This is a genomic window from Microbacterium sp. BK668, from assembly GCF_004362195.1.
In the GTDB taxonomy this organism is placed as follows: Bacteria; Actinomycetota; Actinomycetes; order Actinomycetales; family Microbacteriaceae; genus Microbacterium.
The window spans coordinates 2,068,594-2,080,676 of the sequence record NZ_SNWG01000001.1; the positions used below are offsets into that span (position 1 = coordinate 2,068,594).

The 12,083-nt window shown below is 70.8% G+C and carries 9 protein-coding genes; 5 read left to right on the forward strand and 4 right to left on the reverse strand.

Annotated elements, in window-relative coordinates; all coding sequences use genetic code 11:
- The first annotated feature begins 4 nt into the window (after positions 1–4).
- Together hemB and EV279_RS09185 are read left to right on the forward strand one after the other, a co-directional pair.
- A complete protein-coding gene (gene hemB / locus EV279_RS09180; RefSeq protein WP_133542794.1) occupies positions 5–1,000 on the forward strand; it encodes a porphobilinogen synthase in 996 nt (331 codons plus the stop codon).
- A gap of 31 nt (positions 1,001–1,031) precedes the next feature.
- Positions 1,032–2,354, forward strand: coding sequence for a glutamate-1-semialdehyde 2,1-aminomutase (locus EV279_RS09185; protein ID WP_133544803.1), 1,323 nt, complete (start codon positions 1,032–1,034; stop codon positions 2,352–2,354).
- 12 nt (positions 2,355–2,366) lie between these two features.
- Here the strand turns inward: EV279_RS09185 and EV279_RS09190 are convergent, their stop codons facing one another.
- Positions 2,367–3,968 carry a phospholipid carrier-dependent glycosyltransferase gene (locus tag EV279_RS09190; protein ID WP_133542796.1) on the reverse strand — a complete coding sequence of 534 codons (1,602 nt, stop codon included), beginning with the start codon at positions 3,966–3,968 and terminating at the stop codon, positions 2,367–2,369.
- A 24-nt stretch (positions 3,969–3,992) separates the two neighbouring features.
- On the opposite strand from EV279_RS09190, the gene rsmI reads away from it, so the two are divergent.
- Complete coding sequence (gene rsmI / locus EV279_RS09195; RefSeq protein WP_133542798.1) at positions 3,993–4,811, forward strand: 16S rRNA (cytidine(1402)-2'-O)-methyltransferase; 819 nt, start codon at positions 3,993–3,995, stop codon at positions 4,809–4,811.
- A 66-nt stretch (positions 4,812–4,877) separates the two neighbouring features.
- Here rsmI and EV279_RS09200 read toward each other — a convergent pair whose 3' ends face one another.
- Complete coding sequence (locus tag EV279_RS09200) at positions 4,878–6,302, reverse strand: DUF5979 domain-containing protein (RefSeq protein WP_133542800.1); 1,425 nt, start codon at positions 6,300–6,302, stop codon at positions 4,878–4,880.
- 162 nt (positions 6,303–6,464) lie between these two features.
- On the opposite strand from EV279_RS09200, the gene metG reads away from it, so the two are divergent.
- Positions 6,465–8,042: a methionine--tRNA ligase gene (gene metG / locus EV279_RS09205; RefSeq protein ID WP_133542802.1), complete on the forward strand. Its 1,578-nt coding sequence runs from the start codon at positions 6,465–6,467 to the stop codon at positions 8,040–8,042.
- Between the two features lie 94 nt (positions 8,043–8,136).
- Positions 8,137–9,018 carry a TatD family hydrolase gene (locus EV279_RS09210; protein WP_133542804.1) on the forward strand — a complete coding sequence of 294 codons (882 nt, stop codon included), beginning with the start codon at positions 8,137–8,139 and terminating at the stop codon, positions 9,016–9,018.
- Positions 9,019–9,131: 113 nt separating this feature from the next.
- Here the strand turns inward: EV279_RS09210 and EV279_RS09215 are convergent, their stop codons facing one another.
- Together EV279_RS09215 and EV279_RS09220 are read right to left on the reverse strand one after the other, a co-directional pair.
- On the reverse strand, positions 9,132–10,436 hold the full coding sequence (locus tag EV279_RS09215; RefSeq protein WP_133542806.1) for an MFS transporter: 1,305 nt from the start codon (positions 10,434–10,436) through the stop codon (positions 9,132–9,134).
- A 129-nt stretch (positions 10,437–10,565) separates the two neighbouring features.
- On the reverse strand, positions 10,566–12,017 hold the full coding sequence (locus tag EV279_RS09220) for a sugar porter family MFS transporter (RefSeq protein ID WP_133542807.1): 1,452 nt from the start codon (positions 12,015–12,017) through the stop codon (positions 10,566–10,568).
- Between the last annotated feature and the right edge of the window lie 66 nt (positions 12,018–12,083).

The window sequence follows — 12,083 nt, forward strand, 5'->3', positions numbered from 1 at the left end:
ATCCATGTCCCTTCCCGACGCCGCGTTCCCCGCCGCCCGCCCCCGTCGCCTCCGGGCGACACCCGCCTGGCGCCGGCTGGTCGCCGAGACCCGAGTCCACCCCTCGCAGCTCGTCCTGCCGATGTTCGTGGCCGAGGGCGCGTCGGAGGCCGTGCCGATCGGGTCGATGCCCGGCGTGATGCAGCACACGACGGAGACGGTGAAGGCCGAGCTGCAGCGCGCGGCCGAGGCGGGCATCGGCGGAGTCATGCTCTTCGGGGTGCCTGAGCACAAGGACGCGGCGGGGTCGGGCGCGACGGACCCGGACGGCATCCTCAACGCGGCCACGCGCATCGCCGTCGCCGAGGTCGGGGACGCGCTCGTCGTGCAGACCGACCTGTGCCTGGACGAGTTCACCGACCACGGGCATTGCGGCGTGCTCGACGAGCGGGGACGAGTGGACAACGACACGACGCTCGAGCGCTACCGCGACATGGCCCTCGCGCAGGCCGAGGCCGGTTCGGCGCTGCTCGGGCTCTCGGGCATGATGGACGGCCAGGTCGCGGCGGTCCGCGATGCGCTCGACGGCGCCGGCCGGCCGGATGTCGCCCTCCTCGGCTACGCCGCGAAGTACGCGTCGCCGTTCTACGGCCCGTTCCGCGAGGCCGTGCAGTCGTCGCTCCAGGGCGACCGTCGGACGTATCAGCTCGACGCGGCCAACCGGCGCGAGGGCCTCCGCGAGGTCGCGCTCGACATCGCCGAGGGCGCCGACATCGTCATGGTCAAGCCCGCCATGTCGTACCTCGACGTGCTGGCCGACGCGGCCGCGGTGTCTCCCGTTCCCGTCTGGGCCTACCAGGTGAGCGGGGAGTACGCGATGGTCGAAGCCGCCGCCGCGAACGGCTGGATCGACCGCGAGCGCACGATCGACGAGACCATCACGAGCATCGTGCGTGCCGGCGCCGACGCGGTGCTGACCTACTGGGCGATCGAGGCGGCCGAACGCCTCGGTGCGCGCTGACGAGGCGGGACGGAGCAGACCCATGACGATGATGCTGACGAACGCGGATGCCGCGGCCCGCGCCCGCGCGGTGATCCCGGGCGGCGTCAACTCGCCCGTGCGCGCCTTCGGCTCGGTGGGCGGCACGCCCCTGTCGATCGTCTCCGCGCGCGGTCCTCACGTGACCGATGTGACCGGTCGGGAGTACGTCGACCTCGTCGCGTCGTGGGGTCCCGCGCTCCTCGGCCATGCGCATCCCGAGGTCGTCGCGGCCGTCTCGGACGCGGCATCCCGAGGGCTGTCGTTCGGGGCCTCGACGCCGGGCGAGACCGACCTGGCGGAGCTCGTCGTCGACCGGCTGAACGTCGAGGGCATCGCCGGCATCGAGAAGCTCCGCCTCGTCTCCACGGGTACCGAGGCCACAATGACGGCGATCCGCATCGCGCGCGGGGCGACCGGCCGCGACATCGTCATCAAGTTCGCCGGCCACTATCACGGGCACTCCGACGGCCTCCTCGCCGAGTCGGGTTCGGGTGTCGCGACGCTCGGCCTCCCCGGGTCGGCGGGGGTCCCGGCCGGCATCGCGGCGCTCACCCTCGTCCTCCCGTACAACGATCGGGACGCCGTCCGAGAGGCCTTCGCGGTGCACTCCGGGCGCATCGCGGCGATCATCACCGAGGCCGCGGGAGCCAACGCGGGCGTCCTCGTCCCCGACGCCGGATTCAACCGCTTCCTCGCCGACACGGTGCGTGCCGAGGGCGCGCTGCTCATCCTCGACGAGGTCCTCACCGGCTTCCGCGTCGGAGCCGCCGGATGGTGGGGCCTGGAGCAGGTCGCGGGCGAGGGCTGGGTGCCCGACCTGGTGACGTTCGGCAAGGTCATCGGGGGAGGGATGCCGCTCGCCGGAATCGGCGGGCGCGCCGCCCTCCTGGATCTGCTCGCCCCGCTCGGTCCCGTGTATCAGGCGGGGACGCTGAGCGGCAATCCCCTCGCCGTCGCCGCCGGTCTCGCGACGCTGCGCCTCGCGGACGCCGAGGTCTACCGTCGGGTGGATGCCGCGGCATCCGTCGTCTCGATGGCCCTCGGCGAGGCTCTCACGGCCGAGGGCGTTTCGCACGTCGTCTCGCACGCGGGAAGCCTCTTCTCCGTCGCGTTCCGCGACGGCGCGGTCCGCGACTACTCCGACGCCCGCGACCAGGATGCCTGGCGCTACCCGGCGTTCTTCCACGCGATGCTCGACGCCGGCGTCTCGCTGCCGCCGAGCGTCTTCGAGGCGTGGTTCCTCACCGCGGCGCACGACGATGCCGCGCTCGGCCGGGTGCTCGACGCCCTTCCGGCCGCCGCGCGGGCTGCGGCCGCCGCGACCCCGGCGTGACGCGGGGTCGACTCAGATCCAGCCCGCCCGGTTGAAGTGCAGGTACCAGAAGTCGTACGGCACCTGCTGGGCCGTCCACACCGGGAAGTACCAGATCGAGACGAGCAGCACGGCGACGATCAGGACGCCGGTGGCCCACCTGCCGAGCGCGAATCCGCGCCGCGTCTTCAACTGCGCGAGGTCGCGCAGAGTCGTGGTGAGCGCCAGGAGCATGAACGGCAGGATCACGATCGTGTAGAACTGGAAGATCGTGCGGTCGGGATAGAGCAGCCACGGCACGTAGGTCGCGACGATCCCGGTCAGCACGAGCCAGTCCCCGCCGTTCCGCTTGGCGATGCAGCGCCAGACGAGGTACACCACGGCGATGACGGCCGCCCACCACAGGAGCGGATTGGCGATGCTCGTGATGCCCTCGGAGCAGCCGCTGCCTCCCGCCGTGCAGCCGTTCTCGCCGGTGGCAGAGCCCAGGTAGTACATCGAGGTCGGCCGCAACAGGAGCGGCCACTGCCAGGCGGGGCTCGCGTAGCTGTGCGGGGAGGTCAGGGCGACGTTCGAGCCGTAGATCGCCTGGTGATAGTGCCAGAGGTTCTGAAGGGGGAGGGGTACCCACGCCCAGAATCCTGCCGCCGGGTCGGCGTCGACGGCATGGCGATCGTAGCCGCCGTCCGTGACGAACCAGCCCGTCCAGGACGCCAGGTACACCGCGACGGCGGCCGGGACGAAGAGGACGAAGGTGACCAGGCCCTGGCGGAGCGCGGCATCCGTCGGCCAGGCGGCGATCCCCGCCTTCCGCCGGGCGAGCGCATCGTCGACGATCAGGTAGACGCCCAGCGCCGCGAGCACCCAGAGCCCTGACCACTTCACCGCCGTCGCGGCGCCGATCGCGGCGCCGGCGGCCAGAAGCCACGGGCGGTTCCAGAACACCGGGCCCCACGCCGGCGGCGCGTCGCCCCCGTACCGGGCGACAGCACGAGCGAGCCGCTCGCGATGTCGTCGTCGGTCGAGCACGACGAACCAGAACGACAGGACGACGAAGAACGTGAGGATGCCGTCGAGGATGCTCACGCGGCTCAGCACGATGCCGAGACCGTCCACGGCGAGGAAGAGCGCCGCCACCGTCGCGTAGACGATCGATCCGCCGAGGGCTCGCGCCAGGAAGTACAGGACGAGCACCGTGGCGGTGCCCAGGAGCGCGACGGAGAAGCGCCAGCCGAACGACGAGTCCGCGCCGAACAGCGCCATCCCGAACCCGATGATCCACTTGCCGAGCGGGGGATGGACGACGTAGGCGGGGTCGGTCGTGAAGCGGTCGGTCCCGCCGTCGGCGAACGCGTAGTCGGGGTTCTCGGGCCACGTCGCCGGGTAACCGAGGTTCCACTGGCTCCAGGCATCCTTCACGTAGTACGTCTCGTCGAAGACGATCGCGTGCGGGTGTCCGAGATTCCAGAAGCGCAGCACGGCGGCGAGCAGCGTGACGAGGACGGGCGCGAGCACGCTCCACACCCGGTGGACCCGCGGATCGGCGTCCAGTCGCGCGCGCCAGCGCTCGTAGAAGGTGTGACGCGCCTCCGTCAGAAGGGGCTGCGGGAGCAGCGGCTCGGAGGTGGCGGTCACGCCGTCAAGCCTAGGCTGGAACCTGTGATCATCCTGGCCGCGACCCCCATCGGGAACCTGGGGGATGCCTCGCGCCGCCTGGTCGAGGCGCTTGAGTCCGCGACGGTCGTCGCCGCGGAGGACACGCGCACCACCCAGCGTCTGCTCGTCGCGCTGGGCGTCCGGAACCGCCCGCGGCTCGTCGCCCTCCACGACCACAACGAGAAGCAGCGCGCGGCCGAGCTCATCGAACTCGCCCGCGACGGCGACGTGCTGCTCCTCTCGGACGCCGGGATGCCGACGGTGAGCGACCCGGGCTACGGGGTCGTGGCCGCCGCGGCGGCCGCGGGCGTCGCCGTGACCGCCATCCCGGGGCCGAGCGCCGTCGTCACGGCGCTCGCCGTCTCCGGCCTGCCCACCGATCGCTTCACCTTCGAGGGCTTCCTGCCTCGCAAGCCGGGGGAGCGGCGTGCCGCCCTCGCGGCTCTCGCCCGTGAGCCTCGGACGATGGTGTTCTTCGAGTCGCCCGCGCGGGTCGCGGCATCCCTCGCCGACATGGCGTCGTCCCTGGGGGCCGACCGGCGCGCGGCGGTGTGCCGGGAGCTCACCAAGCTGCACGAGGAGATCGCGCGCGGATCACTCGCCCACCTCGTGGCGTGGGCCGAGGGCGGCGTGCGGGGCGAGATCGTCGTCGTCGTCGAGGGGGCGACGGCCGTCGAGGTGGGCTTCGAGGCCGCCGTCGCGCAGGTGCAGACGCTCGTTGCGGGCGGCACGCGCCTCAAGGATGCCGCGGCCGAGGTATCGGGGCACACCGGTCATTCCTCGCGTGAGCTCTATCAAGCGGCGCTCGCTGCGCGCGGCTGATCGGGACGACGGCGGAGGCCACCGCCCGCGTGTGCGGACGATGGCCTCCGGTCGGACGCGGCGGGGTCAGGCGCTGCGGCGGACCCGTCGGATCAGCAGCAGCAGGGCTCCGCCGGTCAGCAGCGCGATTGCGACCCACAGGGCGCTCAGCGTGACACCCGTCGCGGGCAGGCTCGCCGGCACGGGAGCGCAGGCCGAAGCCTCCACCGACGTGGCGCCGAAGGTCAGCACCGCACCGTTCAGGAGGCCCGTCGCCTCGCCGGGTGCGCCCGAGCAGTCGGCGTTGTCGGTCGTGATCATCGGCGGAACGGTGACCCGCACGGCGATGTTGTACGAGTGGGTGACCTCGGCGCCGATCGCGACGGCCGTCGCGATACGGACCGTCGTCGTACCGTTCCACGACGCGTCGACGGGCACGCCGTCGGCGGAGGTCGCCGTCGCGCTCACGACGCCGATGCCGGTGCCGAAGTCGAGTGCGTCATCGAGGTCGTAGACGTCCGCCAGCGGGCCCGGGTTCCACACCGTGATGACGTAGTTCACGACGTAGGTCCCGTCCGACTGACGTACCGGGGATCCGGAGACGGTCTTGGCCAGTTCGAGGGGCGCGTTGACGATGCGGTTCTCCGCCGCACAGGCGATCGCGTCACCGGGCTCGACGGTGAAGCCCGCGAGGTCGATCGCCTCCGGCTCGCCGCCGACGTGCGTCACGGTGCACGTGAAGGCGTCCTGCAGCCAGCCCGGGATCTCGCGCTCGCCGAGCGAGTACGTGGCCCCGGGCGTGAGGCCCTCGAACGTCGCGATGCCCGTGCCGCCCTCGGTGACCGCATTGCCGACGATCGCGACGCCGACAGGGTCGACCGGGGTCAGGAGGAACTGGAACGTCGCGTTCCCGCCGAGCGCGGTCTTGGTGACCGTGAGCGCGACCGGAGCCGGCGTGTTCGTCACGGCGCATTCGAGCACCTGACCCGGCTGCGCGACGAAGGTCACGGCATCCGGAGCCTGGTTCGAGTCCTCGAGGCCCGTGCAGGTGAGGATGCCTGCCTGCCAGCCGGGCGTGCTCTCCTCGGACAGCGTGTAGGTCTCACCGGGCAGGAGGTTCTCCCAGACGGCCGACTCGGTCGAAGCGCCCACGCCGCTGATGGTCTGCGTCGCGCCCGGCGTGACTGACTCGGACGGGTCGATCGTGAAGTCGAACGACCACTCGAAGACGTCCGTGACGCCGACGACCGTCTTGTCGAGCTCGACGCTCGCCGGACTCGCCTCGTTGTTCGCGTCGCACACGATCTCCTGCTGGGGCGTTGCCGTGAACTGCCACGCCTCGCTCTCGGGGATCGCTGAGCCGGCGTCGCAGACGAGCGTGCTCGTCCAGCCGTCCTCGCCGAGCTCCTCGACGGTGTAGTCGTCACCGGGCACGATGTCGGTGAACGTGACCGAGGGGTTGGCGGAATCGAGCGAGACCGTGGTGCTCTGGTTCGAGTCGACGTTGGTCACGCGGAAGTCGAACGAGCCAACCTACAGGGTTTTCCCAGCTAAGGCGAGCGTGACCGGTCGGATCGTGCCCGCTCTGTTACCGATGCCCGCCGGACAGCCCGCGCGGCGGGGGGCTGCCGTCACAAGCGCGGGCGACGCATCCGCCGCAAATAGACTTCTTCGGTGACTTCCGGCCGTTCTTTCTACATCACGACGCCGATCTACTATCCGAGCGACGTGCCCCACATCGGCCACGGGTACACGACCGTGGCGGTGGACACCCTCGCCCGCTGGCATCGCCAGGCGGGCGACGACACCTGGATGCTCACCGGCACGGACGAGCACGGCCAGAAGATGATGCGCGCGGCCTCCGCGAACGGCGCGACGCCGCAGGAGTGGGTGGACAAGCTCGTGAGCGAGTCCTGGTCACCGCTGCTGAAGACGCTCGATGTCGCGAACGACGACTTCATCCGCACGACGCAGCCCCGCCACGAGGAGCGCGTCAAGCAGTTCGTGCAGGCCATCTACGACCGCGGCTACATCTACGCGGGCGAGTTCGAGGCGCTGTACTGCGTCGGCTGCGAGGAGTTCAAGACGGAGTCCGAGATCGTCGACGGCGAAGGCCCCTTCGAGGGGCTCAAGGTCTGCGCCATCCACTCCAAGCCGCTGGAGCTGCTCCAGGAGAAGAACTACTTCTTCAAGCTCAGCGAGTTCCAGGACAGGCTGCTCGAGCTCTACCGCTCGGTGCCGGACTTCATCCGCCCGGAGTCGGCGCGCAACGAGGTCGTCTCGTTCGTCAAGCAGGGCCTGAAGGACCTCTCGATCTCGCGCTCGACGTTCGACTGGGGCATCACGGTGCCGTGGGACGAGTCGCACGTCATCTACGTGTGGGTCGACGCGCTGCTCAACTACGCCACCGCGGTGGGCTACGGATCGGACCCGGAGGAGTTCGCCCGGCGCTGGCCGGCGTACCACGTCGTCGGGAAGGACATCCTGCGGTTCCACGCCGTGATCTGGCCCGCGATGCTCCTGGCGGCGGGCGTGGACGTGCCGCGCGGCGTGTTCGCGCACGGATGGCTGCTCGTCGGCGGCGAGAAGATGTCGAAGTCGAAGCTCACCGGCATCGCGCCGACCGAGATCACCGACGTCTTCGGCTCGGACGCGTACCGCTTCTACTTCCTGTCGGCGATCGCGTTCGGCCAGGACGGCTCGTTCTCGTGGGAGGACCTCTCGGCGCGCTACCAGGCGGAGCTCGCCAACGGCTTCGGCAACCTCGCGTCGCGCACGACCGCGATGATCGATCGCTACTTCGCGGGCGTGGTGCCGCCCGCAGGCGAGTACCTGCAGGCCGATCTCGGCATCCAGCAGACGGTTCGGGATGCCGCGGCCGCCGCGGACGCCGCGATCGAGCGGTTCCGCATCGACGAGGCGATCGCGTCGATCTGGACGATCGTCGACGCCCTGAATCTCTACATCACGGAGAACGAGCCGTGGTCGCTCGCGAAGGACGACACCCAGCGCGAGCGCCTGGGCACCGTCCTGTACACGGCCGCCGAGGGACTCCGCGCCCTCGCGGTGCTGCTTTCTCCCGTCACGCCCATCGCGACGGGGAAGCTGTGGGTCGCCCTCGGCGCCGCCGACACGCTGGGCCGGCTCGAAGACCAGCACATCCGCGAGGCGGGAGGCTGGGGCATCCTTCCCCCCGGCGCCACCGTCACCGCCCTCGCGCCGCTCTTCCCTCGCGTCGAGCAGACGGTCTGATCCGGCGGCCGCCGAACTCCTTCGCGTTCGCGCCCCGCCGCCCCGAAACGACCTCCACCGCCCCTCAGGCTTCCGGATAGAAGGAGTTGTGCAGGTGTCCGACCCGAGCAACTACGTGCGTACGCGGCACAACGACGGGTCGCGCGACGTGAGCTACCCCGATCCGCCCGAGCCGCTGGCCGTGCCGGTCTACGACAACCACGCTCACCTCGAGATCGAAGACGGCCTCGGCCTCTCCCTCGACGAGCAGCTCTCCCGCGCGCAGGACGTCGGCGTCGCGGGCGTCGTCCAGGCCGGCGGCGACATCGAGTCCAGCCGCTGGTCGGCGTGGGCCGCGGCATCCCATCCCCGCGTGCTCGCCGCCGTGGCGATCCATCCGAACGAGGCCCCCGCATACGCCGCGGCCGGCCGGCTCGGCGAGGCCATCGAGGCCATCGACGAGCTCGCCGCGCAGCCGCGGGTGCGCGCGATCGGCGAGACGGGGCTGGACTTCTTCCGCACCGACGAGGATGGGCGGCCGGCGCAGTTCGAGAGCTTCGAGGCGCACATCGCGCTCGCCGGCAAGCACGGCCTCGCCATGCAGATCCACGACCGCGACGCGCACGACGCCGTGCTCGAGACGCTCTCGCGGGTGGGCGCTCCCGATCGCACGGTGTTCCACTGCTTCTCCGGCGACGCGGACATGGCGCGCATCGCGGGGGAGCGCGGCTACTACCTCTCGTTCGCGGGCAACGTGACGTTCAAGAACGCGCAGAACCTGCGGGACGCGCTCGCGGTGATCCCGCGGGAGCGGATCCTGGTCGAGACGGATGCCCCGTTCCTCACGCCGACGCCGCATCGCGGTCGCCCCAACGCGCCGTACCTCGTGCCGGTCACGGTGCGCTTCATGGCCGCCGAGCTCGGAGTGGACCTCGACGAGTTCTGCGCGCAGGTCGCCGCCAACACGCTCGCGGTGTACGGCGCGTTCGAGGACTGAGCACGGCCCACGGCCGCGGCGTACCCAGTCCGCGGAGACGAGCACGATGACGGATGCTTCGGGGTCGGGGCATCCGTGGATTCCGCACATTCCCGCGATCCGAGCGCGCGCCCTCAGTCGATGAGGGGCTTCCCGCCGGCGCCGGGCTCATCCTCGGCCCCGACCTCGTCGGCCTGCTCGGCGTCCAGCACGGGCTTGGCCGCGGCGATGTGCGAGATCGGACGCCACACCAGCGCGAGCGTGATCGCGGAGCCGGCGAAGGCGAACCACCAGGGGGCGGTCAGGCCGAAGAGCTGCGCCAGCACGCCGCCCAGGAACTGTCCGACTACCAGGCCCGCGAAGACGCCGACCATGTTGACCGAGGCGATCCGCCCCTGCAGCTGCATCGGGACGAGCCGCTGACGGACGGTCGTCGAGATCGTCGCCCAGACGAACGCGTAGAGCCCGAAGCCGAACATGATGACGAAGGCCACGATGGGCGAGGTGGTCAGCGCGAAGCCCAGGTGCATGAGCACCTCGCACGAGAGGCACACGCGCATGAGCGTGGAGAACGACACGCGCTGCTCGAGCCAGCCGAAGCTGAAGACCGCGATGATGCCGCCGAGCGCCGACGCCGTGGTGAGCGCGCCGTAGCCGACGGGGCCCATGCCGAGGTACTCGGTGGCATACAGGACCAGGACGCCCCAGGGCGCCGCCCACGTGACGTTGAACACCAGGATGATGATGACGAGCGTCCGCACGGGAGCGTTGTGACGGAGCCAGCGCAGGCCCTCGCGGATCGCGTGCGTCGTGGAGCTAGAGGAGGGGCCGGGATGCTCCGGCACGGGTGTCCGCGCGATGCGGGAAATGAGCAGCACGGCCAGCGCGACGCAGAGCACCTGCAGGACGAACGGCCAGAACGAGCCGAGGGCGAACAGGAACGCGCCGAGCGGCGGGCCCGCGAGCTGATTCGCGACGAGGAATCCGGCCTGCATGCGCGCGTTGCCGATGCCGAGGTCGGCGGGCCGGACCAGCATGGGCAGCAGCGTGGTGCCCGCCGAATCGGCGAACACCTCGGCCGTCCCGTACAGGAACGAGACGACGAGCACCAGCCACACGGTGGCGAGCCCCGTGATCAGGAAGATCACGAGTGCGAGGACGACGACCCCGCGCAGGGCGTTGGCGAGCATCACGAGGCGCCTGCGGTCGTGGTGATCGGCCACGGCCCCGGCGAGAAGGCCGAAGAGCAGCCAGGGCAGGAACTGCATCATCGCACCGGCGGCGACGAGGATCGGCGAGGAGGTCAGCGACGCGATGAGCAGCGGCGCCGCAGCCAGGGCGATGCCGTCGCCGAGGTTGCTCGTCCACGACGACGCCAGCAGCCAGCGGAAGTCCCGGCCGAGGCGCCGGGGCGCGATCATGTCGCCGAGCGAAGGCATCCGATCATCCTAGAACGCCGTGATCCCGTGCGACGTCGCGGCGCCGCCGCGGATCGAGATCGCACGAACCGCGGCCGGGGCATCCACCGCACCGTCGTCCGTGCGATCCCGGGCGGGCGCCGGCCGGGCTCAGGCGTCCCCGGACGCTCGCGCGCGTGCCGACGCCGGCGTGTCGAGCATCGATTCGAGCGTGCGCCCCTTCGTCTCTCGGACGAAGCGGAGCACGAAGAAGATGGCCGCGAACGCGAAGAAGGTGTAGATCCCGTACGCCAGGCCCAGTCCGACCGCGGCCAGCGCCGGGAAGGTCGTGGAGATGACGAAGTTGGCCGCCCACTGCGCGGCGGCGGCCACCGACAGGGCGACGGCGCGGATCTTGTTGCTGAACATCTCACCGAGGAGCACCCAGACGACCGGTCCCCACGAGGCGCCGAAGAAGACGACATAGAGGTTCGCCGCGATGAGGGCGGTCGTCCCGGCGGCGCCCTGCAGGACGGGCTCCCCGTTCTCGATCGGAGCCGTCGCGAAGATGAAGGTCAGGACCGCGAGGCAGACGAACTGGCCCATCGCACCGACGAGGAGGAGGGGCCTGCGTCCCACGCGGTCGATGAGGAGGATCGCGATGATCGTCGTCACGATGTTCGTCACCGACGTGATGACGGTGATCGTGAGCGAGTCCTGCTCGGTGAAGCCCACCGCCTGCCAGAGGGTCGACGAGTAGTAGAAGATGACGTTGATGCCGGTGAACTGCTGCAGCACCGACAGCCCGATCCCGATCCACACGATCGGCAGCAGCCCGAACGTCGATCCGCGGAGGATCGCGAAACGCGGCCGATCCGACTTGCCCTGGACGGTCTTGAGGATGTCGGTCGATGTCTTCTCGACGTCGCCGCCGACGTATCGGGTGAGGACCTCCTTGGCGCGGCCCATCTCGCCGCGGGCGATGAGGTACCGAGGCGACTCGGGGATCGTGAAGGCGAGGACGCCGTAGATGACCGCGGGGACCAGCTCCGACAGGAACATCCACCGCCAGGCCTCCAGTCCGAGCAGCCACGGCGCGGTCGAGCTCCCCGCGACGGCGACGATGCCCGCGTCCGTCAGCAGCGCGACGAAGATGCCGGTGACGATCGCCAGCTGCTGGAGCGACCCGAGGCGTCCGCGGTAGACCGGCGGCGAGACCTCCGCGATGTAGGCGGGGGCGATGACCGACGCCGCGCCGACGCCCAGTCCGCCGACGATGCGCCAGAACGACAGGTCCCACACCGTGAAGGCGAGGCCGCAGCCGAGGGCGCTCAGCACGAACAGGATCGCCGCGATGACCATGACGCGGATGCGGCCGTAGCGGTCCGCGATGCGGCCGGCGAACCACGCTCCGATCGCGCAGCCGATGAGGGCGGATGCCACGGCGAAGCCGAGCAGGACCGGACCGGTCTGGAACTGCTCGCCGATCGCGCTCACGGCGCCGTTGATGACAGCCGTGTCGAAGCCGAAGAGGAAGCCGCCGAGCGCCGCCGTCGCGGCGACCAGGACGACACGCGCGAGAGGAACGGAGACGTGGGATCCAGATGCGGCGGATGAACTCATCGGTGCCTCCTCGGCTGAGGGCCTCGGCGCCCTCGCCGATCGGCCAGGGCCCCCACACTTCCCCTC

Bases quoted from the DNA above. Each gene is read 5' to 3' on its own strand.
- hemB (WP_133542794.1), top strand. From the start codon at position 5: ATGTCCCTTCCCGACGCCGCGTTCCCCGCCGCCCGCCCCCGTCGCCTC.
- EV279_RS09185 (WP_133544803.1), top strand. From the start codon at position 1,032: ATGCTGACGAACGCGGATGCCGCGGCCCGCGCCCGCGCGGTGATCCCG.
- EV279_RS09215 (WP_133542806.1), bottom strand. From the start codon at position 10,436: ATGCCTTCGCTCGGCGACATGATCGCGCCCCGGCGCCTCGGCCGGGAC.
- EV279_RS09220 (WP_133542807.1), bottom strand. From the start codon at position 12,017: ATGAGTTCATCCGCCGCATCTGGATCCCACGTCTCCGTTCCTCTCGCG.